This window comes from Mycobacterium sp. 2YAF39 (genome assembly GCF_052114565.1).
Classification (GTDB): domain Bacteria; phylum Actinomycetota; class Actinomycetes; order Mycobacteriales; family Mycobacteriaceae; genus Mycobacterium.
The window spans coordinates 22,318-47,128 of record NZ_JBFREZ010000007.1 but is presented as its reverse complement, the minus strand read 5'-3'; the positions used below and the strand labels follow the sequence as shown (position 1 = coordinate 47,128).

At 67.1% G+C, this 24,811-nt stretch carries 25 protein-coding genes; 15 read left to right on the top strand and 10 right to left on the bottom strand.

The features are described 5' to 3' along the window. The first annotated feature begins 70 nt into the window (after window positions 1-70). Window positions 71-1,279 carry a methionine adenosyltransferase gene (metK, locus tag AB4Z42_RS19985; RefSeq protein ID WP_442010956.1) on the top strand — a complete coding sequence of 403 codons (1,209 nt, stop codon included), beginning with the start codon at window positions 71-73 and terminating at the stop codon, window positions 1,277-1,279. On the opposite strand, the gene AB4Z42_RS19980 is transcribed toward metK, so the two are convergent. The 3 genes from AB4Z42_RS19980 to AB4Z42_RS19970 form a co-directional block, all read right to left on the bottom strand. Continuing rightward, the gene (locus AB4Z42_RS19980) at window positions 1,276-2,757 is read right to left on the bottom strand and encodes a flavin-containing monooxygenase (RefSeq protein ID WP_442010955.1); all 1,482 of its coding nucleotides are present in this window, start codon (window positions 2,755-2,757) and stop codon (window positions 1,276-1,278) included. The genes metK and AB4Z42_RS19980 overlap by 4 nt on opposite strands. Window positions 2,758-2,854: 97 nt before the next feature. Next, a complete protein-coding gene (locus AB4Z42_RS19975; RefSeq protein ID WP_442010954.1) occupies window positions 2,855-3,187 on the bottom strand; it encodes a hypothetical protein in 333 nt (110 codons plus the stop codon). 26 nt (window positions 3,188-3,213) lie between these two features. Continuing rightward, window positions 3,214-4,164, bottom strand: a complete 951-nt coding sequence (locus AB4Z42_RS19970; protein WP_442010953.1) for an alpha/beta hydrolase — start codon at window positions 4,162-4,164, stop codon at window positions 3,214-3,216. On the opposite strand from AB4Z42_RS19970, the gene AB4Z42_RS19965 reads away from it, so the two are divergent. From AB4Z42_RS19965 to ribD, 8 genes are all read left to right on the top strand, one after another. Continuing rightward, complete coding sequence (locus AB4Z42_RS19965) at window positions 4,127-4,900, top strand: lysoplasmalogenase (RefSeq protein ID WP_442010952.1); 774 nt, start codon at window positions 4,127-4,129, stop codon at window positions 4,898-4,900. The two genes, AB4Z42_RS19970 and AB4Z42_RS19965, sit on opposite strands and share 38 nt — an antisense overlap. Further along, on the top strand, window positions 4,901-6,901 hold the full coding sequence (locus tag AB4Z42_RS19960) for a primosomal protein N' (RefSeq protein ID WP_442010951.1): 2,001 nt from the start codon (window positions 4,901-4,903) through the stop codon (window positions 6,899-6,901). 37 nt (window positions 6,902-6,938) lie between these two features. After that, window positions 6,939-8,759: a DUF2207 domain-containing protein gene (locus AB4Z42_RS19955; RefSeq protein ID WP_442010950.1), complete on the top strand. Its 1,821-nt coding sequence runs from the start codon at window positions 6,939-6,941 to the stop codon at window positions 8,757-8,759. Next, window positions 8,753-9,289: a LemA family protein gene (locus AB4Z42_RS19950; RefSeq protein WP_442010949.1), complete on the top strand. Its 537-nt coding sequence runs from the start codon at window positions 8,753-8,755 to the stop codon at window positions 9,287-9,289. Before AB4Z42_RS19955 ends, AB4Z42_RS19950 begins: the two co-directional genes overlap by 7 nt. Before the next feature lie 13 nt (window positions 9,290-9,302). Continuing rightward, a complete protein-coding gene (fmt, locus tag AB4Z42_RS19945) occupies window positions 9,303-10,235 on the top strand; it encodes a methionyl-tRNA formyltransferase (RefSeq protein WP_442010948.1) in 933 nt (310 codons plus the stop codon). Further along, window positions 10,232-11,587, top strand: a complete 1,356-nt coding sequence (locus AB4Z42_RS19940) for an RsmB/NOP family class I SAM-dependent RNA methyltransferase (protein WP_442010947.1) — start codon at window positions 10,232-10,234, stop codon at window positions 11,585-11,587. The genes fmt and AB4Z42_RS19940 overlap by 4 nt, the downstream gene beginning before the upstream one ends. Window positions 11,588-11,657: 70 nt before the next feature. Next, window positions 11,658-12,335 (top strand): ribulose-phosphate 3-epimerase, encoded by a 678-nt coding sequence (gene rpe, locus AB4Z42_RS19935; RefSeq protein ID WP_442010946.1) that lies wholly within the window; start codon window positions 11,658-11,660, stop codon window positions 12,333-12,335. Beyond that, window positions 12,332-13,333, top strand: coding sequence for a bifunctional diaminohydroxyphosphoribosylaminopyrimidine deaminase/5-amino-6-(5-phosphoribosylamino)uracil reductase RibD (gene ribD, locus AB4Z42_RS19930; RefSeq protein WP_442010945.1), 1,002 nt, complete (start codon window positions 12,332-12,334; stop codon window positions 13,331-13,333). The genes rpe and ribD overlap by 4 nt, the downstream gene beginning before the upstream one ends. Here ribD and AB4Z42_RS19925 read toward each other — a convergent pair. Genes AB4Z42_RS19925 through AB4Z42_RS19915 form a run of 3 tightly spaced genes read right to left on the bottom strand, consistent with a single transcriptional unit; the run spans window position 13,314 to window position 15,983 of the window. Continuing rightward, window positions 13,314-14,321, bottom strand: coding sequence for an ABC transporter ATP-binding protein (locus AB4Z42_RS19925; RefSeq protein WP_442010944.1), 1,008 nt, complete (start codon window positions 14,319-14,321; stop codon window positions 13,314-13,316). The two genes, ribD and AB4Z42_RS19925, sit on opposite strands and share 20 nt — an antisense overlap. Window positions 14,322-14,324: 3 nt before the next feature. Next, window positions 14,325-15,374 carry an ABC transporter permease gene (locus tag AB4Z42_RS19920; RefSeq protein WP_442010943.1) on the bottom strand — a complete coding sequence of 350 codons (1,050 nt, stop codon included), beginning with the start codon at window positions 15,372-15,374 and terminating at the stop codon, window positions 14,325-14,327. Between the two features lie 45 nt (window positions 15,375-15,419). Next, the gene (locus AB4Z42_RS19915) at window positions 15,420-15,983 is read right to left on the bottom strand and encodes a type 1 glutamine amidotransferase domain-containing protein (protein WP_442010942.1); all 564 of its coding nucleotides are present in this window, start codon (window positions 15,981-15,983) and stop codon (window positions 15,420-15,422) included. Between the two features lie 182 nt (window positions 15,984-16,165). On the opposite strand from AB4Z42_RS19915, the gene AB4Z42_RS19910 reads away from it, so the two are divergent. Then, complete coding sequence (locus tag AB4Z42_RS19910) at window positions 16,166-16,318, top strand: hypothetical protein (RefSeq protein ID WP_442010941.1); 153 nt, start codon at window positions 16,166-16,168, stop codon at window positions 16,316-16,318. Between the two features lie 7 nt (window positions 16,319-16,325). Here AB4Z42_RS19910 and AB4Z42_RS19905 read toward each other — a convergent pair whose 3' ends face one another. Further along, complete coding sequence (locus tag AB4Z42_RS19905; RefSeq protein WP_442010940.1) at window positions 16,326-18,032, bottom strand: MFS transporter; 1,707 nt, start codon at window positions 18,030-18,032, stop codon at window positions 16,326-16,328. Then, a complete protein-coding gene (locus tag AB4Z42_RS19900; RefSeq protein ID WP_442010939.1) occupies window positions 18,032-18,724 on the bottom strand; it encodes an LppX_LprAFG lipoprotein in 693 nt (230 codons plus the stop codon). The genes AB4Z42_RS19905 and AB4Z42_RS19900 overlap by 1 nt, the downstream gene beginning before the upstream one ends. A gap of 63 nt (window positions 18,725-18,787) precedes the next feature. On the opposite strand from AB4Z42_RS19900, the gene AB4Z42_RS19895 reads away from it, so the two are divergent. The 5 genes from AB4Z42_RS19895 to AB4Z42_RS19875 all read left to right on the top strand — a co-directional run bounded on the left by AB4Z42_RS19895 (window position 18,788) and on the right by AB4Z42_RS19875 (window position 22,367). Further along, the gene (locus AB4Z42_RS19895; RefSeq protein ID WP_442010938.1) at window positions 18,788-19,279 is read left to right on the top strand and encodes a GNAT family N-acetyltransferase; all 492 of its coding nucleotides are present in this window, start codon (window positions 18,788-18,790) and stop codon (window positions 19,277-19,279) included. Between the two features lie 9 nt (window positions 19,280-19,288). Continuing rightward, a complete protein-coding gene (locus AB4Z42_RS19890; RefSeq protein ID WP_442010937.1) occupies window positions 19,289-19,909 on the top strand; it encodes a riboflavin synthase in 621 nt (206 codons plus the stop codon). A 211-nt stretch (window positions 19,910-20,120) separates the two neighbouring features. Further along, window positions 20,121-21,437: a bifunctional 3,4-dihydroxy-2-butanone-4-phosphate synthase/GTP cyclohydrolase II gene (locus tag AB4Z42_RS19885; RefSeq protein ID WP_442010936.1), complete on the top strand. Its 1,317-nt coding sequence runs from the start codon at window positions 20,121-20,123 to the stop codon at window positions 21,435-21,437. A 1-nt stretch (window position 21,438) separates the two neighbouring features. Beyond that, complete coding sequence (ribH, locus tag AB4Z42_RS19880; protein WP_442010935.1) at window positions 21,439-21,921, top strand: 6,7-dimethyl-8-ribityllumazine synthase; 483 nt, start codon at window positions 21,439-21,441, stop codon at window positions 21,919-21,921. Then, window positions 21,918-22,367 (top strand): PH domain-containing protein, encoded by a 450-nt coding sequence (locus AB4Z42_RS19875; RefSeq protein ID WP_442010934.1) that lies wholly within the window; start codon window positions 21,918-21,920, stop codon window positions 22,365-22,367. The genes ribH and AB4Z42_RS19875 overlap by 4 nt, the downstream gene beginning before the upstream one ends. On the opposite strand, the gene AB4Z42_RS19870 is transcribed toward AB4Z42_RS19875, so the two are convergent. After that, window positions 22,354-22,821, bottom strand: coding sequence for a GNAT family N-acetyltransferase (locus AB4Z42_RS19870; RefSeq protein ID WP_442010933.1), 468 nt, complete (start codon window positions 22,819-22,821; stop codon window positions 22,354-22,356). The genes AB4Z42_RS19875 and AB4Z42_RS19870 overlap by 14 nt on opposite strands. Further along, window positions 22,818-24,782, bottom strand: a complete 1,965-nt coding sequence (locus AB4Z42_RS19865; protein ID WP_442010932.1) for a gamma-glutamyltransferase family protein — start codon at window positions 24,780-24,782, stop codon at window positions 22,818-22,820. The genes AB4Z42_RS19870 and AB4Z42_RS19865 overlap by 4 nt, the downstream gene beginning before the upstream one ends. Window positions 24,783-24,811: the final 29 nt, after the last annotated feature.

Genomic DNA, 24,811 nt, shown 5'->3' with positions numbered 1-24,811 from the left:
GCACCAGGGCAAGCATATATAATTTGATTAACTAACTATCTCAAGACGACTTGGGTGGAAGGATCAACCCGTGAGTGATGCTCGGCTGTTTACCAGTGAGTCGGTGACCGAAGGCCACCCCGACAAGATCTGCGACGCCATCAGCGACTCGGTGCTCGACGCTTTGCTGGCGGACGATCCCAGATCCCGCGTCGCGGTGGAAACGCTGGTCACGACCGGCCAGGTCCACGTGGTCGGCGAGGTGACCACATCGGCGAAGGAAGCCTTCGCCGACATCACCAACACCGTGCGGGCGCGCATCCTCGATATCGGCTACGACTCCTCGGAGAAGGGCTTCGACGGCGAGACCTGCGGCGTCAACATCGGGATCGGCGCGCAGTCGCCCGATATCGCGCAGGGCGTCGACACCGCTCATGAGACTCGAGTCGAAGGTGCGGGTGACCCGCTGGACGCCCAGGGCGCAGGTGACCAGGGGCTGATGTTCGGCTACGCCATCAAGGACACTCCCGAGTTGATGCCCCTGCCGATCGCGCTGGCCCACCGGCTGTCCCGCCGGCTGACCGAGGTTCGCAAGAACGGGGTGCTGGACTACCTCCGTCCCGACGGCAAGACCCAGGTCACCGTGCAGTACGACGGCACCACGCCGGTGCGCCTCGACACCGTGGTGCTCTCGACGCAGCACGCCGCCGGTATCGACCTGGACGCGACCCTGGCCCCCGATATCCGCGAGAAGGTCGTCAACACGGTGCTCGCGGACCTGAATCACGACACCCTCGACACGTCCGACTTCCGCCTGCTGGTGAACCCGACGGGCATTTTCGTGCTGGGCGGGCCGATGGGCGACGCCGGACTGACCGGTCGCAAGATCATCGTCGACACCTACGGCGGATGGGCCCGTCACGGTGGTGGCGCGTTCTCGGGCAAGGATCCGTCCAAGGTCGACCGTTCCGCGGCGTATGCGATGCGCTGGGTGGCAAAGAACGTGGTCGCCGCCGGCCTGGCGGAGCGCGTCGAGGTCCAGGTCGCCTATGCGATCGGCAAGGCCGCCCCGGTCGGGCTGTTCGTGGAGACCTTCGGCAGCGAGACCGTCGACCCGGCCCGTATCGAGAAGGCGATCACCTCGGTGTTCGACCTGCGACCGGGTGCGATCGTGCGCGATCTCGACCTGCTGCGGCCGATTTACGCACAGACCGCGGCGTACGGCCACTTCGGCCGCACGGATGTCGAACTGCCCTGGGAGCAGCTGAACAAGGTCGACGAGCTCAAGAGCGCCGTCTAGGACCTGAACTCGTAGTCGTCGAGCGGGAAGCGGCGGGCGCGCCAGTAAGTGTGGAGCGTGGTCGCTGACCGCAGCGGCACATCGCCGTTCTTGTCGAAGTAGTAGCTCCTGGCGTCCTTGCACGTCTCCTGCCAGAAGATCTGCCGATGCCGCTTGCGCATCATCTCGGCGAAGTAGCGGTCGTTGGCGTCCTGTTTGACCTCGACGCGGCTGGCGCGCCTGCGCTGGGCGTGTTTCAGGCAGCGCACGATGTGGTGCGTCTGCGCTTCGATCAGGGCGAAGTACGAGTTTCCGACGTACCCGTACGGGCCGAACACCGAGAAGAAGTTCGGAAAGCCGGGAACGGCGACACCCTCGTAGGACTGCAGCCGGTTCTCGCTGAAGTGCTCGCTCCACGACCGGCCGCCCGACCCGGTCAGCGGATAGGTCGGATTGTCGTCGACATCCATCACCTTGAACCCCGTCGCCAGGATCAGCACGTCGATATCGCGGGTCTCGCCGTCGGTGGTCGCCACACCAGATCCGGTGATCTTGTCGATCGGTTCGGTCACCAATTCGACGTTGTCGCGGTTGAACGTAGACAGGTACGTGTTGTGGAATCCGGGGCGTTTACAACCGACGGCGTAGCGCGGCGTGAGCTTGTCGCGTACCTCGGGGTCGCGCACCTGCTTACGCAGATACGACTCACCGACCTTGGCCATGTTGCGAGCCATCGGATTGAGGGTGAAGTACTGCGCGGGCAGTGTGAAGGTGAGCTCGACGTAGGCCTGGCTGAGGACGCGCTGCACCGTATGGCCGCCGGGTAGCCGCATCAGGCGCCGGGTCAACGGTGACAGCGGCACGTCGGGTTTGGGAAGGCACCAGATGGGTGTGCGCTGAAAAACGCTGAGGCGCTCCACGATCGGCGCGATCTCGGGGATGACCTGTACCGCGGAGGCGCCCGTGCCGATGATGGCGACCCGCTTGCCCGTCAGGTCCTGCTCGTGATCCCAGCGCGCGGTGTGCATCGTCAGGCCCGCGAACGAGTCGACACCGTCGATATCGGGCATGTTGGGCGTGATCAGGACGCCGCTGGCATTGACCAGAAACCGGGCGCGCACCGCGTGGCCGGTGTCGAGCTCGATGCGCCACAGGTTGTCGTGATCGTCGAAGCTGGCCCCGAGCACCTTGGTGTTGAACCGGATCTTGGGGCGCAGGCCGTACTTGTCGACGCAATGTTCGGCGTAGGCCTTGAGTTCACGTCCCGGCGCGTAGGTCCGTGTCCAATCCGCGCTCTTCTCGAACGAGAACTGATACGAGAATGACGGAATGTCTACGGCGATACCGGGATACGTGTTCCAGTACCAGGTGCCGCCAGGTCCGTCGCCCGCCTCGATCACCAGGTAGTCGCCCATCCCGGACCTGTCGAGTTTGATGGCGGTGCCGATACCGGAAAATCCGGCACCGACGATGACTGTGTTGTAGTCGGGCGCTGTCATAGAGCCTCCTCGCAACGTTGGCGTCGCTTGGAGTTCTACCACCGAAGAGGCGGGCTCACGGCGAATGTGCAGTTGTTGGCTCATACGGGCCGAACGCTCAGGAGGTCGGACAGCCCGATCCGTTGATAGAACCACAGCCGGACGCGATCGCGAGGGTGCGCGCCACCGGCTCGTAGACGTCCAGGTCGCCGACCGCCCAGCCCCCGCCGTGGAAGAACACCTCCACGGGCGAGTTCCCGGCGTCGGCATCCGGCGGCCGGTAGATCCGCACCGGCACATCGGCGATATCGCCGTATCCGACCAACAGATCTTCAGTTCGCATGGCAGGCAACGACTCCGGCAGCACCTTGAAAATCCCGATGATGTCCCGGGCGGCCTCGACACCGTCGGCGATCGTGAATGTCGGCAGCGCTTTGGCGAATTTGAGCATGGTTGGGTCAATGCCCGGTCGTGTGCTCACCCATGATTCAACGCCTGCCGAAGAGAGATAATTGCGCTCTCGACGGCCTCGGTCGCCGCGGGCACCACCCCGTCGTATCCGGCGTACCCGTGGACGAGCGTTTGGGCATTGTGCAATTCGACGGGTACGCCGGCCGCGGTGAGCAGTTCGGCGTATCGCATACCGTCGTCGCGCAGCGGGTCGTGGCCCGCGACAGCGATGTAGGCCGGCGGCAGTCCGCTCAGGTTCTCGGCACGCGCAGGTGCAAGCGTCGCGGGCATGTCGGAAAGGTCGAGATCACCGATATACCAACGGGTGCAGCCTTTGCATCCGTCGACGTCGAGGATCGGCGCGTTGGCGTTCTCCGTGAACGAAGGCAGGGACGTGTCGAAGGTCGTCGACGGATACCACAAGAGCTGAAACAGAATTCGTGGCCCGCCGGCGTCGCGTGCGAGCTGCGAGACCACCGCGGCCAGGTTGCCGCCCGCCGAGTCGCCTGCGACGGCCAGCCGGTCCGGATCCGCGCCCAGTTCCGCGGCGTGCTCGGCGACCCATTGCGTTGCGGCCCAGGCGTCGTCGACGGCAGCGGGGTAGGGGTGCTCGGGTGCCAGCCGGTAGTCGATCGATACGACGATCGCGTCTGCGCCCGCGGCGTGCCGACGCGCGATGCCGTCGTACGTGTCCAGGTCGCCGACCGACCATCCGCCACCGTGGATGAACAGAACGATCGGCAACAGCGCGTCGCTGTCGGTGGGCGGCCGGTATATGCGGGTCGGAATCGGGCCGCCCGGTCCGTCGATCACGCGGTCCTCGCTGCGCACCTCCGGATGGACCTCACGGCGGGGTATGTCACGGAACCGCCTGCGTGCTTCCTCGACGCCTCCGTCGGTTGTCAACTGAAACGGCACGGCTTCCATTACCTTCAGCAGGATGGCGTCGACGGCCGGCTTTTCCTCAGCGATTGACATGGGGACACGGTACGCACACCCACGCACCAGGCTGCTGTGGGTGACGGCCGCGGCCGTCGGCGCCTGTTACGGCATCTTCCTGATCGTGACGGACCTGCGATTACCGTCAGGCGCCGAGCTGACCGGCCAGTTCACGCTGCAACCCGCGGTCAAGGCGGCGACGGCAGAGCTGCTCGCCGTCGCCGCGCTCACGCATCCTATTGCCCGCGAACGTCGCTGGCTCGTCGCGGCGCTGGTGTTCTCGGCCGCGGGCGACTTTCTGCTCGCGATGCCGTGGTGGGAGCCGTCGTTCGTGCTGGGTCTCGGCGCCTTCCTGGTGGCCCACTTGTGTTTCCTGGCCGCACTCCTGCCGCTGGCCGCCCGGTCGGCGCCCCGGCTGGCGGCCGCAGCGGTCACCGTCGCCGCCTGCGTCGCATTGTTGGTGTGGTTCTGGCCCCGGCTGATCGAAGAGGGTATGGCGATACCCGTCACGCTGTACATCGCGGTTCTCGGCGCCATGGTGTGTGCCGCGCTGATGGCCCGGCTGCCGACGCCGTGGACCGCGCTCGGTGCGGTGTGTTTCGCGGTGTCCGACGGCATGATCGGCATCTCCAAGTTCGTCCTCGGTAACGAGGCGCTCGCGGTCCCGATCTGGTGGGCGTACGCGACGTCGCTGCTGCTCATCACCGCGGGCTTCTTCTTCGGTCGCGGGGCAGGGTCGACTTTGCCGTCGGCGCGGTCTGCTACCACTGCATAGGTGACGAGTAACCGGCAGCAGGCCGAGCACGAGCCGATCGCTCGCGTGCTCCCGTTGCTGTCTGTTCCGCACCTGGACCGTGAATTCGACTACCTGGTCTCCGCGGAACAGTCCGACGACGCACAGCCCGGTGTGCGGGTGCGGGTGCGGTTCCACGGTCGGTTGGTCGACGCGTTCGTCCTCGAAAGACGTTCCGATACAGACCATGTCGGAAAGCTCGGCTGGCTGGATCGCGTCGTATCGGCCGAGCGGGTGCTCGCACCGGACGTGCGCAGGCTCGCCGACGCTGTCGCCGCACGGTATGCGGGCACCAGAGCGGACGTCCTGCGGCTGGCCGTGCCGCCGCGGCATGCCAACGTCGAGAAGCAGCCTCCACCGGAGCCGGTCGCATGGACGGCCGCAGCCTTGGATAGCGCTGCGTGGGCGGCCTACCGAGGGGGCGAGCAGTATGTCGCCGCCCTGCGCGACGGGCGCGCTGCCCGCGCCGTATGGCAGGCGCTGCCAGGGGAGCGGTGGACCGATCGGCTCGCGGAGCTGGCCGCGGCGACGGCGAACTCCGGTCGCGGCGCCCTCGCCATCGTGCCCGATCAACGGGACGTCGACGCGTTGCACGCCGCGACCGTCGAGCTTTTCGGCGAGGCCGGGGTGGTTGCGCTGTCGGCGGGTCTTGGGCCCGCGCAGCGCTACCGGCGCTGGCTTTCGGTGTTGCGGGGCGGTGCCCGCATCGTCATCGGGACCCGCAGCGCCGGGTTCGCTCCGGTGGCGAATCTCGGCCTCGTCATGTTGTGGGACGACGGCGATGACTCGCTCGCCGAGCCGCGCGCTCCCTACCCGCACGCCAGGGAGGTGGCGATGTTGCGCGCTCATCAGCTGCGCTGCGCATCGCTGATCGGAGGCTATGCCCGCACCGCCGAGGCGCAGGCGCTGGTCCGAAGCGGTTGGGCGCACGACCTGGTGGCCACCCGGCAGGAGGTACGCGTGCGGTCGCCGCGCGTCGTCGCGCTCGAGGACAGTAACTTCGAACAGGAACGCGACCCCGCCGCCAGGACGGCCCGGCTGCCATCCATGGCATTGCAGGCCGCGCGCACGGCACTGGCGGCCGATATGCCCGTGCTCGTGCAGGTGCCCCGCCGGGGCTACGTGCCGGCGCTGGCATGCGGTCGCTGCCGCACGGTCGCCCGCTGCCGACATTGCACCGGGCCGCTGTCGCTGCCCGCGCGGGACACCGCAGGAGCGGTGTGCCGATGGTGCGGCCGCGAGGAACCGGCACTGCGCTGCACCCGCTGCGGTTCCGACACCGTGCGCGCCGTCGTCGTCGGGGCCCGGCGAACCGCCGAGGAACTGGGCCGCGCCTTCCCGGGTGTGCACGTTGTGACGTCGGGCGGTGACGCGATGGTCGCCGCGGTGCCCGCGGAACCGGCCGTGGTTGTGTCGACACCCGGCGCGGAACCCGTCGCCGCCGGCGGCTACGGAGCCGCACTGCTCCTGGACACCTGGGCACTGCTCGGGCGTCAGGACCTCCGGGCGTCCGAGGACGCGCTGCGCCGCTGGATGGCGGCCGCCGCCCTCGTGCGCAGCCGTAGCGACGGCGGGATGGTCGCGGTGGTCGCCGAGTCGGCGATTCCCACCGTGCAGGCACTGATCCGGTGGGATCCCGTCGGCCATGCCGATGCCGAGCTCGATTCCCGCGCGGAGGTCGGTCTTCCGCCCGCGGTGCACATGGCCGCCGTCGACGGCGCGCCCGACGCCGTGCGCGCCATGATCGAAACCGCCGAACTCCCCGATGGCGCCGACCTACTGGGACCCGTCGACCTGCCGCCCGGCGCCCGTAGGCCGCCCGGCACGCCACCGGAGAAACCGGTCAGACGGATGCTGGTGCGCGTGCCGCGCGACGCCGGACTACCGCTTTCCTCGGCGCTGCGACGCGCCGCGGGCGTCGTGAGCGCGCGGCGCGATCAAGAGCCGGTTCGTGTGCAAATCGACCCCTTGCACATAGGGTAATGCGGGCACCCTAGGGAGCATCGGAAAGGAGGTCGGCATGCGGCGGTTCTTTCTGATGCTGATTCCGTTGGCGCTCATCGCCGTTGGGGTGCTGTGGCCCGTGGTGATCCAGCCCGGATCAGACGCAACCGAGGTCTCCGATCCGGTCGTCTTCAGCAACTACAAGGTCGACTTGATCGTCAGTGCAGGCGGTCGCCTCGATGCGGTCGAGACCATCACCGCGGAGTTCCCCAGCGGTCGGCACGGGCTCTTCAAGTACTGGGCGGTCGACAACCAGAACGATCCCGGGGTGCGGCAGATACCGGAGGTCACCTCGATCCTGCTCGACGGCCAGTGGGTGCCCTACCAGATGCTGTGGGAGGACGGCGAGCGATTCCGGGTGGCGAAGATCGGCAATCCCGATCAGTACCTGGACTCCGGGACGCATGTGTTCGAGATCCGCTACACCATCGACGGGGTTCTGGACCCCGGGACGACAGGGAAGAACAGGACCTTCGCGGACTCGACCGGTGACACCGCCGAATCGCCGTCCGTCTTCTTCTGGAACGTTGTCGCGCAGGCGTGGAACAACGAGATCGAGCGTGCCGAGATCACCGTCGCGATGCCCGGTGAGGTCGGCCGCGCGCAGTGCTCCGTCGGCTTCGGTGTGGGACGGGCCTGCGCCGGTCTGACCATCACCGGGAACAGGGTCGAGTTGTCGGCGCGGAATCTGCCGCCACGGACCCCGGTGACGTTGCGCGCCGGTGTCGATGTACCGACGCCGCCAAGATCCGAGGTGCCGTGGTCCTTCACGTGGGACCGCGTGCTCGGCCAGTCCGTCGCGGGCGTGCTGTGGGTACTGGCGCTCACCGCTGCCGCGGCGATCGGCGCAATCCTCTGGTACCGCACCACTGTTGAACCCTCACCCGGATTCCCGTTGCAGTACGCGCCGCCGCCGGGTCTTGGTCCCGTGCAGACCGAATACATCCGCACCGAGAGCATGCCGAAGAACGGCCTGACCGCCACGCTGTTCTATCTCGCCGATCGCGGCCTGATCGACATGCGTCAGGTCAACGACAAGCAGTGGAATATCCGCGGCACGGGCGAGAAGGGTGCGTGGGCCGACGTCGACCGCGCCAGCCTGGCCGTCGGGGCGGCGCTCAAAGTCACGGGACCCGGCAAGGAGTTCGAGGCCAGGAACACCGCAACGGCCGGCAAGAAACTCAACAAGGCCAAGACGGATATGGCCGAATGGGTGGAGAAGTGGGCGTACGGCGACGGGTTCATGGCCAAGCACAAGAAGGATTTGTGGGTGCGCGTCGCCAATGCGATCGCCTTCATCCTGATGCTGTTCGGATTCTTCCGCTGGGGCTTTCCCGCCACCATGTGGGCGCTGCCGTTCGCGGCGTTCTTCCTGTTCTCCGCGGCGTCCTGGAAAGACGGTGTGGGTTCGCGGCGAACCGCAAGCGGCCGCGAACTATGGTCGCGTGCAGGCGGATTCCACCGGATGCTGACCACGGATTCGGCTGAGGCGCGCTTTGACTTCGGTGCGCGTAAAGACCTCTACATGGCCTACGTCCCGTTCGCGGTCGCCGCCGGCGCTGCCGCGCTTTGGGCGAAGAAGTACGAGATGGCGACGGGTACGGTTGCGCCGCAACCTGATTGGTACAACTCATCGCCGACGGCTACGGGTGCGGGCTTCGTCGGAGGCTCCGGTGGGCCCAACTTCGACAGTTTCGAGTCGGCGTTGTCCTCGTCGATCGGTGCATACACGGCTTCGCAGTCATCGTCGTCCAGTGGCAGCAGTAGCGGCAGTAGCTTCAGCTCCGGCGGTGGCGGCGGAGGCGGCGGCGGTGGAGGAGGAGGCGGATCATGGTGAGGTTGCTGCTCGTTGTCGTGCTGGCGCTCGCGCTGGCGGCACTCGTGATTTTCGTCATGGGCTACAACAAGATCCGCTCAGCGGAGGTCCGCGTCGCGGAGGCGCTGTCCGGGATCGACGTCGAGTTGACGCGGCGCGCATCGCTGATCCCGAGCCTGGTGCACACAGTGCAGACGTTCGCCGTCCACGAGAAGGGCATCCTCGACCATGTCACCAACGCACGGGCGGCGCTGACATCGGCGACCAGCGGCAAGTCGGTGGCGCAACGCAGCGCCGCCGAAAAGGACCTGGACTCCGCGTTGGCGCCGCTGCTGGCGCTCGGCCAGAGCTATCCGCAGCTCAACTCGTCGAACAACTTCCTGAACCTGCAGGACAACCTCGCCGACACCGAGAACAAGCTCGCCTTCGCCCGTCAGTACTACAACGATTCGGTGGCCACCCTCAACGGCTTGATCAGCACCATCCCGTGGATGTTCGTCGCGCCGCTCACCGGCGTGGGCGAGCAGGAGTATTACCAGACGCCCCGGTAATTACACTGGCGCGGTGCGTCTCGTCTTCGCAGGTACCCCCGAGCCCGCCGTGCCCTCACTCGCGCGGCTCGTCGAATCGCCACGCCACGACGTCGTCGCTGTGCTGACCCGCCCCGACGCCGCTGCAGGCCGGCGCGGTAAACCGGCGCCGTCGCCGGTGGCCCGATTCGCTCAGGAGCACGACATCCCGGTGCTACGTCCGGGCAAACCGAACTCCGACGAGTTCATCAGCGAGCTGACCGCGCTGGCACCCGAGTGCTGTGCCGTCGTCGCCTACGGCGCGCTGCTCAGTGAGCGGCTGCTCGCGGTGCCCGTACACGGCTGGGTCAACCTGCATTTCTCGCTGCTGCCTGCGTGGCGTGGTGCGGCTCCGGTCCAGGCTGCCGTCGCCGCGGGTGACACCGTCACGGGGGCGACGACGTTCCTGATCGAGCCCTCGCTCGACTCCGGACCGGTCTACGGGGTGGTCACCGAGACGGTCCGGCCCACCGATACCGCAGGGGAACTGCTTGAGCGGCTGTCGATCTCGGGTGCGGAGCTGTTGGCCGCGACTCTCGACGGCATCGCCGACGCGACGCTGCACCCCGTACCGCAGCCGCCCGACGGCATCACCGTCGCACCGAAGATCACCGTCGAGGAGGCCCGCGTGCGATGGGATCTGCCCGCCCACGTAGTCGACCGCCGTATTCGCGCCGTCACACCGAACCCCGGTGCATGGACCATGATCGGGGACCTGCGGGTGAAGGTCGGGCCCGTGCAGGTCGACGACTCGGCAGCGGACGCCTTGGCGCCGGGCGTGATCCGGGTCGAGCGCCACGGTGTGCGCGTCGGCACGGGATCGCACCCGGTGGTGCTCGGCATCATCCAGCCCCCTGGTAAGAAACCGATGAACGCCTCGGACTGGGCCCGCGGCGCTCGGCTCGACGAATCCGCGCGCGCCGAATGACCCAGAACAGGCGGCGCAAACAACTCGACCCCGCTCGGCGTGCCGCGTTCGACGTGCTTCGTGCGGTGTCGGAGAAGGACGCCTACGCCAACCTTGCCCTGCCCGCGATGCTGCGCGACCGCGGAATCACCGGCCGCGACGCCGCTTTCGCGACCGAACTCACCTACGGCACCTGCCGAACCCGCGGCCTGTTGGATGCGATCATCGCCGCGGCTGCGGGACGGTCGCCGGACAAGATCGATCCCGTACTGCTGGACCTGCTGCGTCTCGGCACGTACCAACTCATGCGTACCCGCGTCGAACAACACGCCGCGGTGTCCACCACCGTGGAGCAGGCCGGTGTCGAATTCGATTCGGCGCGAGCCGGTTTCGTCAATGGCGTGCTGCGCACCATCGCCGGCCGCGACGAGAAGGCGTGGGTCGAGGAGCTGGCACCCGACGTCGCCACCGACCCCGTCGGGCATGCGGCATTCGTCAATGCGCACCCGCGCTGGATCGCGCAGGCGTTCACCGATGCACTCGGCGCAGATGCCGGGCAGCTGAATGCACTGCTTGCCAGCGACGACGAGCGGCCCGCGGTTCACCTGGCCGCACGGCCGGGTGTCCTGACCGCCGAGCAGTTGGCCGAGCAGGTGGACGGCACGGTGGGCCGCTACTCGCCGTATGCGGTGTATCTGCCCGGCGGCGATCCCGGTCGGCTCGCGCCGATACGTGACGGCGCCGCGCTTGTTCAGGACGAGGGCAGCCAGTTGGTGGCTCGCGCGCTGACGCTCGTCGAGCTGGATGGCCCGGACACCGGGCGCTGGCTGGACCTCTGCGCCGGACCGGGGGGCAAGACGGCGCTTCTGGCGGCGCTTGCCGGGGACGGGCGGGTCACGGCCGTCGAACCCACCGCGCGGCGCGCCGACTTCGTCGAACAGAACACCGCGGGCCTGCCGGTGGACGTGCTCCGCGTCGACGGCCGGGACCCGGGATTGGATCCCGGTTTCGATCGGGTTCTGGTCGACGCGCCGTGCACCGGGTTGGGCGCACTGCGGCGCCGGCCCGAGGCGCGCTGGCGCCGGGTGCCCGGCGATGTGCCGCAGCTGGCCAAACTGCAGCGCGAGTTGTTGGCGTCGGCGATCCGGCTGACCCGGCCCGGCGGTGTGGTGCTGTACGCCACGTGTTCGCCGCATCTCGCCGAGACCGTGGGCGTCGTGGCCGATGCGCTGCGTCGCCATCCGGTGACGGCGATGGACGCGCGAGATCTTTTCGACCCCGTCGACGATCTCGGCGACGGACCCTACGTGCAGTTGTGGCCGCACCGGCACGGCACCGATGCGATGTTCGCGGCCGCTCTCAAAGTGCGATGAGCCGCTGGCGCAGCGATGGGCGCTTGCGCGAAGAGCCATGTGGGAAGAGTCAACAGATAGGGTGAGGCTCATGTCGAAGCCGCTGATTGCGCCGTCGATTCTGGCGGCTGATTTCGCCGAGCTGGGCGACGAGGCCGCCGCGGTGGCCGGTGCCGACTGGCTGCACGTCGACGTGATGGACAACCATTTCGTACCGAACCTGACGATCGGGCTGCCGGTCGTCGAAGCCCTGCTCAAGCGGACGGCGATCCCGATGGACTGCCATCTCATGATCGACAACCCCGAGCGCTGGGCGCCGCCGTATGCGGAGGCGGGCGCCTACAACGTCACGATCCACGCGGAGGCGACCGACAATCCGGTCGGGGTGGCCCGCGACATCCGTGCCGCAGGCGCGAAGGCAGGACTCTCCGTGAAGCCCGGTACTCCGATCGAGCCGTACCTGGAGATCCTGCGGGAGTTCGACACGGTGCTGATCATGTCCGTGGAGCCGGGGTTCGGTGGCCAGAAGTTCATCGCCGAGGTACTGCCGAAGGTCGGCACCGTGCGCCGCCTGGTCGACTCGGGTGAACTGACGATCGTCGTCGAGATCGACGGCGGCATCAACGCCGACACCATCGAAGAGGCGGCGCTAGCCGGTGTGGACTGCTTCGTGGCCGGCTCGGCGGTGTACAGCGCCGAGGATCCGGCCGTCGCCGTTGACGCGTTGCGCCGCCAGGCGGCCGCAGCGTCAAAACACCTGCGCCTATGAATCTCGACACCGCGATGCGGCTGGCGATCGAACAGTCCGAGCGGGTCAAGGGCGCCACGTATCCCAATCCACCGGTGGGCGCAGTGATCCTGGACAGCGACAACGAAGTCGCCGGGGTGGGGGCGACGGAGCCGCCGGGGGGACCGCACGCCGAGGTGATCGCGCTGCGCAGGGCAGGGGAGCGCGCCGTCGGCGGTACCGCGGTGGTCACCCTGGAACCGTGCAATCACCACGGCCGCACTCCACCCTGTGTGGATGCGCTTGTCGCGGCGGGGGTTTCGGCGGTGGCGTATGCCGTCGCCGACCCGAATCCCGTGGCGGCAGGGGGCGCGTCGCGACTGACAGAGATCGGGGTCGAGGTGATGCCCGGTGTACTGGCCGATCAGGTCGCGGGTGGGCCGCTGAGGGAGTGGCTGCACAAGCAGCGCACCGGTTTGCCGCACGTGACGTGGAAATTCGCCACCAGTGTCGACGGTCGCAGTGCCGCGGCGGATGGGTCCAGCCAGTGGATCACCAGCGAGGCGGCGCGCGCCGACGTGCACCGCAGACGTGCCGTGGCCGACGCGGTTCTGGTCGGCACGGGGACGGTGTTCGTCGACGATCCGCTGCTCACCGCGAGACTGCCGGATGGCTCCCTCGCGGAACGGCAGCCGTTGCGCGTCGTCGTCGGTGAACGCGAAATATCCTCCGAGGCAAAGGTTCTGAACGACGACTCGAGGACGATGGTTATTCGGACCCGAGATCCGCATGAGGTGCTCAAGGCGTTGTCGGACCGCACCGATGTGCTGCTGGAGGGTGGACCTACGCTCGCGGGCGCATTTCTGCGCGCCGGCGTTATCGACCGCATCCTGGCCTACATCGGGCCGATTCTGCTCGGCGGTCCGATCACGGCGATCGACGACGTCGGGGTGTTGTCGATCGCGCACGCACAACGCTGGCGGTTCGACGGCGTCGACTCGATCGGACCCGACGTCCTGCTCAGTCTTGTTCCGAGCTAGCGGTTTTCAGCGGCCGGTGTTCGATCAGGTCGCGTATACCACCCGAGCCGAGGCGTTCCCGGAAGGCCCGCACGGTGTAACCGATGACGGTCGCGTCCGTGCGCGCTCGCACCGTCGCCGAGCGCGGTAGATGGAAGACCGGGCCGATCTCGCCGAGGTAGTCGCCGCGTTTGGCGACCTTCTGTAATTCCTCACCGCCGCTGGCTAATTCACGGATGATTTCGAGTTCACCCTCGGCGACGACGTAGATCAGGTCGCCCATCGTCCCCTGTTCGAAGAGGACGTCACCGGCCTCCAGCTCAATGGTGTCTGGCGGTCGTTCCGTGGAGGCGAAGTCGGGAACGAGTTCGACGACGCGGTCGGCCAACGGCAGGATCCGGCTGTCGTGGGTCGCGACGACCACCATCCGGTCGCCGCTGGCGAGTTCGCGAATCAGGCGCAGTACCTCCTCTACCTGGATGAAATCCAGGTGCGCGGTGGGTTCGTCGGCGAGTATCAGGGGCGGGTCGAGCGCAATGGCGCGCGCGACCGCGACGCGTTGTTGTTGACCGCCGCTGAGGTCACCCGGCCGATGAGATACCCGCTCCTCGAGGCCGACTCGCGACAGCAGCTGCCCGGCACGCTTGTGGGCCGCGCGGCGCGGATGGCCCGCCGCGAGCAGCGGCACCATGACGTTCTCGAGTGCGGTGAGGCTCGGCACGAGATTGAATGCCTGAAACACGATGCCGACGGTTTCTCGGCGGTAGACCGACATCTCGTGGCCGTCAAGCGATGTCACGTCGACGTCGCCGAATTTGATGGCCCCTTTGCTGGGCTTCAAGATGCCGCCGAGGCATGACAACAGCGTCGTCTTACCGCAACCGCTGGGACCCATCAGGATCACCAGTGACCCTGCGGCGACATCGAGATTGAAGGCGTTGATGGGGCGGACGGTGTCGGCGCCGCTGGCGTATTCGACCGTCAGATCCTGGATGCTGAGATCACCCATGGCTCAGGGCCCTCCGAACGCAAGCGCGGGATCCACCGACACCGCCCGGTGCAGTCCCGACGCGCTGGCGATCAGCCCGATGACGATGGCGATGGCGGGAAGCGCGACGAACGCCTCGACGGGAACGATCACCTGCATCGGGAACAGCGGCCCGAGCAACATGGAAAGCCCGGCACCGACAAGCGCCGCGAGCAGCGCGACGATGATCGCCTGCATCGCGAGTCCCGCGGCGATGCTCTTGGTGGACACTCCAATCGCTTTGAACACCGCGAAGTCTCGCAGCCGCTCGAGAGCCGACAGGTAGATCACCGATCCGACGACGAGTGCCGCGACGACCCACAGCAGGATGGCGACGATCGTGATGGAGTTGACGGCCACTTTCAGCGGCCGCAGCAGATCTTCGACGGCACCGTTCCGGTCGATCGCACGGTATCCAGGAGGTGCCTCCGTGAGCGTGCCGCGCACGCCGATCGACGCGACCAGAGGCTCGCCGGCGTAGACGAGTCGTTGTGCACCCTGCGTGGTGAGGAACACGTTCGGCAGGTTCGCCAGCGCGGTGGAGTTCTCCACGATGCCGACGATCTGCAGCTTGCGCGACGCGATCTCGACTTCGTCGCCGATTCCCTTGCCCAGCGTGCTCGATACCGCGACTTCATCCGGTGTCGACGGGGGCCGCCCTTCGGAAACGGAAGGCATACCCGGCCCGTCCTCCGGCGCACCGAAGATGTCCACATTGCGTGTCGAACCGTCGAGCGTGGCCGTGCCGCCCGCGTAGGCGAGGGGTGCGGCCGCCTCCACGCCGGGAGCCTGTGCGACTCTGCGCAGTTCCACCGGTGCAAACGGCGTCGCCCCGACAAACGGACCGGATGCGCCTGCCTTGACGATGAACAGGTCGACACCCAGAGAATTCACGGTCTTGTCGGCCTCCACCCGGAATCCGTTGGCGAGGCCGGTCAGCACCAGCGTCATCGCGAAGATGATGGCGGTGGACAGGATCGCGATGACGAATCGCCGTCGTCGCCACTGCATGTCGCGCAGCGCGGCCATCAGCATGGCGGCGACGTTACCGACGCAGCCACGTTCGTGGGTCGGGTTTGGCTACGATGTGACCTTCGCGACGACCCCGACCAAGGCCTTACAGAAGGCAGGCAGGTCATCGGGCTTGCGGCTGGAAACCAATGTGTTTGGGCCGCGCGAGCATTCGACGACTTCGTCATCCACCCAGTTCGCCCCGGCGTTGACGAGGTCGGTCTTGACGCTGGGCCACGAAGTCATGGTCCGACCGCGCACCACGTCGGCCTCCACCAATGTCCAGGGTCCATGGCAGATGACCGCGACGGGTTTGCCTTCGTCGAAGAAGCCCTTGGCGAACGCCACGGCGTCACTGTTCGTCCGCAGAAAGTCGGGATTGGCCACGCCTCCCGGCAGTACCAACGCGGCGTAATCAGATACGGACACATTGTCGACGGCCTTATCCGCCTCGAAGGTGTCGGCAGGAGTCAGGTGATTGAAAGCCTGCACCTTGCCGAGTTCCGTCGACACGAGTTCGGGTGTGCCGCCAGCCTGTTCAACTGCCTTCCAGGGTTCGGTCAGCTCGACCTGCTCGACGCCTTCGGGCGCCACCAGGAACGCAATTTTCTTGCCATTCAGTGAAGTAGCCATGAATTCTCGTCCCTTCAGTGTGTCTTTTCCCACGCATACCCGGCGTGCCGAGCAACAAACAGGGGCGCTGCCGTCGGTACACTTGTACCAAAGCCAGGCATCGTGGTCTGGCTGCGTTTTGCGCAGATATCGCGCTTTCACCGACGAGTTGCGCGTGTGAGCACGAACGAAGGACGACGAGCATGACTGCATTGCAGGACTGGCTCAGCGATCGCCCGATGGATCCCCGAAACGTGAAGTCACTGATCCGTGACGTGATTCGGGGCCTTTCAAGCGACGAGCCGGATTCACTTCCCGAGCTGACCCTGATGGGTCGAGGACTCGAGCGCTGCTGACCGGCGCCTAGTCCGGTCGGTTGTGGCCGCGGGGCTGCTCCAGCCGGGCCGTCTCATCCGCCGATTGACTCGATATCTGCTGAGTGTGTGCCTCGAACGCCTGTGTCGGATTGTCATCGGCGGGTGAGCCGGCAGTGGCGCGCCTCGGGGCCGTTTCGACCGGCTCGACCGGCTCATCGGCGTGCTCATGACGCCTGCTGATCAGCAGGGCGAGCACAGCGCCCACTATGCAAACGACGCAGGTGATCTTGAAGATCTCGCCGTACTGCATCACATAGGCCTCGCGGGATGCCTGTGCCAGGCGCGTGGTTGCCGCGAGCAGCTGGCCGCCCGGCGAATCGCCGCTCGGGGGAGGCAACTCGGCGAGACGCTCCTGCAGGTACTGGTTGAACTTGTAAAAGCCCCACGCGCTCAGTGCCGCGACACCGATCAGCATGCCGATCATCCGCGCGACGACGACTGCCGCGGAGGCAATGCCGTGCTGGACGGAGGGCACTACGCGCAACGTCGCCGACGTCAGCGGCGCGATCACCAGACCCAGGCCCAGTCCGGCGATCACCAGGTCGGTGTCGAGCATCGGCAGGGCGACGAAACCGAGGTTGTGGTGTGCCGACAGCACGTCGGCGGGCCATTCCGAGACCAGGTAGTAGCCGCCTGCGGCGATCAACAACCCGGCGCACGCCACGATCCGATCGCCGACTTTGGTGGCGATCCAGCCGCCCAATAGCGCCCCAATCGGCAGCGCGATCAAGAATCGCAGTAGCAGGAAGGCCGCCTGGTCCTGGTCCTGGCCGAGCACACCCTGTCCGAACAGCTCGACGTTGACCAGGGTCACCATCAGTGCCGCGCCGGTGACCAACGAGGCGCCGAGCGCCGCGAGGAACGGTCGGAAATGCACGCCTGCGGGTTCGATCAACCGCGTGCGGGCGAATCGCTCCCACACGAAGAACGCCACCGCCGACACCAGCGCGCCGATGAGCAACACGAGGCCGTTGGGCGGAAGCACCTGTTTGCCGTCGGGAGCGGGGTTGTAGAGGCCGAAGGTCGCCAAACCCAGCGTGAGTGCCAGAAGCAGGCCGCCGACGACGTCCACCTTCTCGGGGTTCTCGGGTTTCGGCTGCGACGGCAGGCTGAACTGGATCATCACCATGGCGAGCAACGCCAGCGGCACATTGACCCAGAAGACCGCCTGCCAATGGTGGAACAGCGCGACCATCGCGATGCCGTACATGGGGCCGATGACGCTGCCGAATTCCTGGGCCGCGCCGACGCCGCCGAGGACCGCCGCGCGGTTACGGCTCGACCAGAGGTCGGCGGCGAGCGCCAGGGTGACCGGCAACAAGGCGCCGCTGGCGATGCCCTGGATGAGCCGGCCGATGACCAGAATGTCCAGATCCGTGGACATCGCCGTGATCACCGAGCCAACGGCGAAACCGGCAAGGCTGGCCTGTAGCAACAGCTTTCGGCCGAACCGGTCCGATGCCCGGCCCAGCAGCGGCATCGCCGCGATGTATCCCAGCAAGTACCACGTGATGATCGGCGTGACTCGCTGAATCTGATTGATGCCGATGCCGACGTCGAGCATGATGTCGCGGATGATCGTGATGACGACATAGGTGTCGAGAGCGCCGAGCAACACCGCAAGGCTGCCCGCGCTGATCGCGATACGCCGCCCGGACGTCGCCGGCGCGACGGCTTCTGGCGAGGCCGGCATCAGACCGCCGGCTTGGTGACCGTCACGGGCTTACCCCAGTCCGACAGCGTCATCGTCAGGCTGTTGTCCTTAGACGGGTCCATCTTGGCCTGCACCAGTTCATGGTTGCCCTCCTCGGCGATCCACGCCGTGCCCGGAACCGGGCCGGTGGCGCCAACCTGAGGAACGATCTTGTCCACGGCGTCCTTGCTGATGGTGCCCGTAACGCGGACGGTCTTGACGCCGTTGATGGTCTCGCGAGCCTCGGCCTTGGGATCGGAGAAGTTGGCCAGCACGTTGGCCAGACCCTTCTCGGGCGACAGGACCGCCGAGGCGTCATAGATATCGGCAGCAGGCCCGAAGTCCTGGAAAGTGCCCGCCGTGATCGCGCCGTACAGGATGCCGTCGACGACGACGAAGTTGACGCCCTCCAACCGCTGGCCCAGGAACAGGATGTTGGCCTTGCCCTGCGCGGCAACCGCGGGCTTGGTGGTCAGGTCACCCTCGAGCGTCTCGATCGGGAATTCGGGGATGCTGCCGTTCACCGTCAACAGCAGATGCACGCTCGTCTGGCCCTTGGTGGTTTCGGCGGACTGCTTCAGCAGCGTCGCGGCGTCGGGCAGGTTCTTGTTGTCCTCGGAGCTCGAGCACCCTGCGAGCAGAGCGACGGAAGTGAAGAGGGCGGCGAAGATCGCCAAGAGGCGGGTCGGCATGACTGCATCGTAGTCGGTCGGCCCACCTGGACGAGGTGGCCGGGCACGGGTAGAAGTAGAAATGTGGCCGCTGAACTGGACTTTCGCCATGTCTCCGCGGAAGGGGTCGACGGCGCCGCACTACTGGCGGCGATGACCGATGAGATGCGCGAGCTGTACTGGGACGTGGGGGACGGACTCGACATCAATTCGCCGGATATGCCCGCGGCTGGGCCGGCTGACCTCAGCCCGCCTGGTGGGACGTTCCTGGTCGGGTACCGCGACGGCGAACCCGTCTGCGGCGGCGGCATCAAACAACTTGGACACGGTGCGTGCGAGATCAAGCGGATGTACGTCGTTCCGGCGGCCCGCAGACAGGGAATCGCCAGGGAGCTGCTGCACGCACTCGAGGCCGCGGCGCACCAACTCGGTTATGACGTCGTCCGGCTGGACACCGGGCCGCGACAACCGCACGCCCGGGGCATGTACCTCGCCGAGGGTTACCGGGAGATTCCGAACTTCAACGGCAATCCGGTGGCGACCTTCTTCGGTGAGAAGCGACTGTCAGAGGATTAGTCTGGCGGCGTGTTCACCGGAATCGTCGAAGAAATGGGCGAAGTCGTCGGCAAGGAAGATCTCGGCGACGCCGCACGGTTCGCCATCCGAGGTCCCGTCGTCACCTCCGACGCCGGACACGGTGATTCGATTGCGGTGAATGGTGTGTGTCTGACCGTTGTCGAGGTGCGTTCCGACGGTGCGTTCACCGCCGACGTCATGGGCGAGACGTTGAACAGGTCGAGCCTGCGCGCCGTCGGCGTGGGCAGTCGGGTCAACCTGGAGCGTGCCGCCGCGCTGAACAGCCGCCTCGGCGGTCACATCGTGCAGGGTCACGTCGACGGAACCGGCCATGTCATCGCGCGCACCCCGGCGCAGCATTGGGAGGTGGTGCGGATCGCGCTGCCGATGGCCTTGACGCGGTATGTCGTCGAGAAGGGCTCGATCACCGTGGACGGAGTGTCGTTGACGGTCTCCGCGGTCGGTCACGACTGGTTCGAGATCTCGCTGATTCCGACGACGCTCGAACTGACGACGCTCGGGCGGGCCGAGGTGGGTACGCAGGTCAACCTCGAGGTCGACATCATTGCGAAATACGTTGAGCGGCTGCTGGACGCGCGAGACGGCTCTATAGATTCCTCGGGAGACTGATCGAACCCCGGTTATCGGGGCAGCCGGGGTCATGACAGATGACGACCGGTGAATCCGGTCGGTGGGGTCTGCACCCAGAACCTGCACGAACTCGGGCGGCACAGTTTCCTGTGCAAGGACAGGCGTCAATATTTGCCACGGACGTGCGCTAAATGCACCAGGTCAGGAAGGCGGCAATAAGTGTTGGGCCTGGGTGGTTCATACTGATGTGGTGACGAGGCTGGACTCCGTGGAGCGGGCAGTTGCTGACATCGCCGCGGGTAAGGCCGTGGTGGTCATCGACGACGAGGATCGCGAGAACGAAGGCGATCTGATCTTCGCGGCCGAGAAGGCGACTCCCGAACTCGTGGCGTTCATGGTGCGGTACACGTCCGGCTATCTGTGCGTACCCCTCGACGGTGCGATCTGCGACAAACTGGGCCTGCTGCCCATGTACGCGGTGAACCAGGACAAGCATGGCACTGCGTACACCGTCACCGTCGACGCGAAAAAGGATGTCGGAACCGGTATTTCAGCCTCCGACCGCGCGACCACGATGCGCGTGCTCGCCGACCCGACCGCCGTCGCCGACGACTTCACTCGGCCCGGCCATGTCGTCCCGCTGCGCGCCAAGGACGGTGGGGTGCTGCGCCGTCCCGGCCATACCGAGGCCGCCGTCGACCTGGCCCGGCTGGCCGGCCTGAAGCCCGCCGGCGCGATCTGCGAGATCGTCAGCCAGAAGGACGAAGGCGCTATGGCGCAGACCGATGAGCTGCGGGTCTTCGCCGACGAGCACGGCCTGGCCCTCATCTCGATCGCCGACCTCATCGAATGGCGGCGCAAGCACGAGAAGCACATCGAGCGCATCGCCGAGGCCCGCATCCCGACCCGGCACGGTGAGTTCCGCGCGGTCGGCTACAGCAGCATCTATGAAGACGTCGAGCACGTGGCGCTGGTCCGCGGCGACATCGCGGGACCGCAGGGCGACGGGCACGACGTCCTAGTTCGCGTGCACTCGGAATGCCTCACCGGCGATGTCTTCGGTTCCCGGCGCTGCGACTGCGGTCCCCAGCTGGACGCCGCGTTGGCGATGGTGGCCCGCGAGGGTCGCGGAATTGTGTTGTACATGCGCGGGCACGAAGGCCGTGGCATCGGGCTGATGCACAAGCTGCAGGCCTACCAGTTGCAGGACGCGGGCGAGGACACGGTCGACGCCAACCTGAAGCTCGGCCTGCCCGCCGATGCCCGTGACTACGGCATCGGCGCACAGATTCTCGTCGACCTCGGTGTGCGGTCGATGCGGCTGCTCACCAACAACCCGGCCAAACGCGTCGGTCTCGACGGGTACGGGCTGCACATCATCGAACGTGTTCCGCTGCCGGTTCGCGCCAATGCAGAGAACATCCGGTACCTGATGACCAAGCGCGACCGGATGGGTCACGACCTCACCGGCCTCGACGAATACCACGAAGCCGTCACCATGGACTCGTACGACGAGGGCGTGTACCTGCTGGGTGATCGCACTCCACCCGAACGGGCGGGGTCCTGAATTGAGTCCAGCCGCAGGCATTCCCGATCTGCCTCAGCTCGACGCCGCGGGAGTGACGCTGGGAATCGTCGCCAGCACGTGGCACTCGACCATCTGCGATGCGCTCCTCGAGGGCGCGCGCAAGATCGCCGCCGATGCGGGCATCGCGAGACCCACCGTCGTGCGCGTTCTGGGTGCCATCGAAATCCCAGTCATCGCACAGGCATTGGCGGCCAAACATGACGCGGTGGTGGCGCTGGGCGTGGTGATCCGCGGGGAAACGCCACACTTCGACTATGTCTGTGACGCGGTCACCCAGGGACTGACCCGGGTGTCACTGGACACCTCGACCCCGGTCGCCAACGGCGTGCTCACCACGAACACCGAGCAGCAGGCGCTTGATCGCGCCGGACTGCCGCATTCGGCCGAGGACAAGGGCGCGCAGGCGGCCGCGGCGGCGATCTCCACCGCGCTGACGCTGCGAGACCTGCGCACGCCGTCATGAGCGACTGGGACGTGGAGATACGGCCCCATCTCACACCGTATTTCGCATACGGCGCGGCGGCGCTCATCCTGGCCGCGCACATCACCGTCGGTGTGCTGCTGAAGATCGCGTCGACCGGTGTCATCTTCCAGACCGCCGACCAGGTGGCGATGGCCCTGCTCGGTGCCGTCATCGCCGCCGTCGTGCTGTTGTTCGCCCGCCCGCGGCTGCGCGTCGGCGCGCAGGGGCTCGCGGTGCGGAACCTCTTGACCTACCGGCTGATTCCCTGGTCCGACGTGGTCGACGTGTCCTTCCCCCGCGGCGCTCGCTGGGCGCGCGTCGATCTGCCCGACGATGAGTACGTCCCGGTACTGGCGATACAGGCGGTCGACAAGGACCGTGCGGTCGCCGCGATGGACACCGTTCGCACGCTTCTCGAGCGCTACAAGGCCATCAACCCACGCTGAGCGTCATCGCGACTTCGTCTCCCGGTCCGGGGCTGTCCGGCGAATGTGCCGCGAATCCCAGGCTTTCGTATACGCCGCGGGCCGCGGTGTTGTCCGATGCCACCCGCAGAGTGACTGTGCGCACCCGTTGGTCGCGGGCCCAGTCCACCGCGGCGGCGACCAGCGGACGGGCCAGGCCCCGGCCCCGGGCGGCGGGATCCAGCCACAGCGAATAGAGGTATACCGAGTCGGGGTTCTCCTGTTGCGCGGCGATCAGTCCGACAGCGCGATCGCCGACCAGCGTCGCGAACTGCGCGTGATCGCGTAATCGTCGCCGCCACTGCGCGGCGGTGAACCCGACCTCTTTCTGATACTGCGGATCGTTCTCTCCGAGCGCGTCGGTCAAGGCCCGCAACCGGATTACGGCGAAGGCCCTCCAGTCGGACTCTTTGAGGCGGGTGACTCTTGCGGTCACCTGGTGTCTCCCATCACCAGCCCCTCGCGGCGAGGATCTGCGCCACCGATCAGCCCCGATCCGTCGCGGACGATGGCCGACAGTCCGCTTGTCTGGTCCGCCAGGTCGACCTGATGCCCGAGCTTTCGCAGCCCCACGACGAGCGGGTCGTGGTCGCCGTTATCGGAGGTGTCGATGACGGGATGTTCGCCGCCGACGTTGGTTTTCGGAGAGTTCGCCGCGCCGAAGTCGACCATCGACACCGCCTGCTGCGGATCGAGTCCCCAATCCAGCATGCCCACAACGGTTTTCACGACGAACTGGATGATGACCGAACCACCCGGGGAACCGAGCACCGCGTAGAGCGGACCTCGGGCGGCCGGCTGTCCCGCGGCGGGGCCGTCGAAGACCAACGTGGGTGCCATCGAGCTGCGTGGGCGCTTACCGGGCTGCACGCGATTGGCGACCGGAGCGCCGTCAGGTCCTGCGGGCTCGGCCGAGAAGTCCGTGAGCTGGTTGTTGAGGACGAACCCGTCGACCATGTGGAACGAACCGAACGACGACTCGACCGTCGTGGTCAGCGACGCCGCGTTGCCCTGAGCGTCGATGATGCTGACCTGACTCGTACCGTGCTCGGGCGTCGGCGGCGCCGGACTGGTCGGCGGACCGAATTCGCCCGGTTTCGCCGTCCCCATCGAACGTTGCTGGGAGATGAGCGCCGCGCGGCTTGCCAGGTAATCGCTGTTGATCAAGGTATTGGGGGAGCCGCCGGGCAGCGGGACGAAATCGGTGTCGGCGACGTACTTGTCGCGGTCGGCGTAGGCCAGCCGCTCGGCCTCGGAGATCAGGTGGACGCCCATTACGGCGGGCCTGCCGCCGTTGAGGTCGATGTCGGTCGGCTTGTGGTCGGCCATCGCGAACTGCTCGAGGATGCCCAGCGTCGCGGCGACCGCGATGCCGCCCGACGACGGCGGTGGCATACCGCAGATTTCCTTGCCGCGGTACGGAGCGCACAGCGCTTCACGCTTCTTGACGGTGTAGCCGGCCAGGTCTTCTTTCGTCATCTGACTCGGGGTCCGGCCGCCGGACGCGTCGGCTGCCGCAGCGACGATATCGTCGGCGATCGCGCCGGTGTAGAACGCCTGCGGATCAGATGCGATGACGCCCAACGTCTTTGCGTAGGCCGGGTTGGTCAGGCGCGTGCCGTCGGCCTTCGGGGTGCCGTCGGGGTTCAGCAGGTATTCGGCGGCTGCAGGATCCACCTTGAGCTGAGGTGCGGCGTCGGCGATGGCGGACGCCAACCGTGGGCTGATGTCGAACCCGTCGTCGGCGAGCGCGACGGCGGGGTCGAACAGCTCGCGCCAGCCGGTCTTGCCGTGCTCGGCGTGGACCTCCTGCATCAGGCGAACAATGCCGGGCACGCCGATGGAGCGGCCGGATGCCCGGGCGTCGGGTTTGGGCTCGGTCCGGTCTGCGTCGGAGATCCAGCGCAGATAGTTCTCCGTCGCTGCCGCGGGCGCCACCTCGCGGCCGTCGTAGGCCTGGACCGAGTCCGCCGCCGCGTCGTAATAGAGCAGGAACCCGCCGCCACCGACGCCAGAGGACTGCGGCTCGACCAGGCCGAGCACCGCCTGCGCGGTGACCAGAGCGTCCGCGGCGGTCCCGCCGTCGCGCAGCACCTCACATGCCGCCTTGGTGGCCAGCGGGTTGGCGGTCACCACCGAGTAGCGGCCGGTGTGTACGGCGGTCATGTCCGTGCGGTAACCGGTCGCCATCTCCGGATTGGTGGAGATGTTTCGGGAGGTGGTCGCCGCCCCGCCGGAAGGAGCCGCGGAGGTTTTGGGCGTAGGCGTCCCGTTGGCCACGACTGCGCACGGTCCGGCGGCGCTGGGCTCGGTGCTCTGCTCGGCCCCGCATCCGGCGAGAATGACGACAACCCCGGTGAGCGGGGCCGCCACCTTGATCAGTGACGAGATCCGCATCACCCGACGGTAGTTCATCGGACCCGTCC

Bases quoted from the DNA above. Each gene is read 5' to 3' on its own strand.
- AB4Z42_RS19980 (WP_442010955.1), bottom strand. From the start codon at position 2,757: ATGACAGCGCCCGACTACAACACAGTCATCGTCGGTGCCGGATTTTCC.
- AB4Z42_RS19975 (WP_442010954.1), bottom strand. From the start codon at position 3,187: ATGCTCAAATTCGCCAAAGCGCTGCCGACATTCACGATCGCCGACGGT.
- AB4Z42_RS19965 (WP_442010952.1), top strand. From the start codon at position 4,127: ATGGCGTCGACGGCCGGCTTTTCCTCAGCGATTGACATGGGGACACGG.
- AB4Z42_RS19970 (WP_442010953.1), bottom strand. From the start codon at position 4,164: ATGTCAATCGCTGAGGAAAAGCCGGCCGTCGACGCCATCCTGCTGAAG.
- AB4Z42_RS19955 (WP_442010950.1), top strand. From the start codon at position 6,939: ATGCGGCGGTTCTTTCTGATGCTGATTCCGTTGGCGCTCATCGCCGTT.
- AB4Z42_RS19950 (WP_442010949.1), top strand. From the start codon at position 8,753: ATGGTGAGGTTGCTGCTCGTTGTCGTGCTGGCGCTCGCGCTGGCGGCA.
- AB4Z42_RS19940 (WP_442010947.1), top strand. From the start codon at position 10,232: ATGACCCAGAACAGGCGGCGCAAACAACTCGACCCCGCTCGGCGTGCC.
- rpe (WP_442010946.1), top strand. From the start codon at position 11,658: ATGTCGAAGCCGCTGATTGCGCCGTCGATTCTGGCGGCTGATTTCGCC.
- ribD (WP_442010945.1), top strand. From the start codon at position 12,332: ATGAATCTCGACACCGCGATGCGGCTGGCGATCGAACAGTCCGAGCGG.
- AB4Z42_RS19925 (WP_442010944.1), bottom strand. From the start codon at position 14,321: ATGGGTGATCTCAGCATCCAGGATCTGACGGTCGAATACGCCAGCGGC.
- AB4Z42_RS19920 (WP_442010943.1), bottom strand. From the start codon at position 15,374: ATGCTGATGGCCGCGCTGCGCGACATGCAGTGGCGACGACGGCGATTC.
- AB4Z42_RS19915 (WP_442010942.1), bottom strand. From the start codon at position 15,983: ATGGCTACTTCACTGAATGGCAAGAAAATTGCGTTCCTGGTGGCGCCC.
- AB4Z42_RS19910 (WP_442010941.1), top strand. From the start codon at position 16,166: ATGACTGCATTGCAGGACTGGCTCAGCGATCGCCCGATGGATCCCCGA.
- AB4Z42_RS19905 (WP_442010940.1), bottom strand. From the start codon at position 18,032: ATGCCGGCCTCGCCAGAAGCCGTCGCGCCGGCGACGTCCGGGCGGCGT.
- AB4Z42_RS19900 (WP_442010939.1), bottom strand. From the start codon at position 18,724: ATGCCGACCCGCCTCTTGGCGATCTTCGCCGCCCTCTTCACTTCCGTC.
- AB4Z42_RS19875 (WP_442010934.1), top strand. From the start codon at position 21,918: ATGAGCGACTGGGACGTGGAGATACGGCCCCATCTCACACCGTATTTC.
- AB4Z42_RS19865 (WP_442010932.1), bottom strand. From the start codon at position 24,782: ATGCGGATCTCGTCACTGATCAAGGTGGCGGCCCCGCTCACCGGGGTT.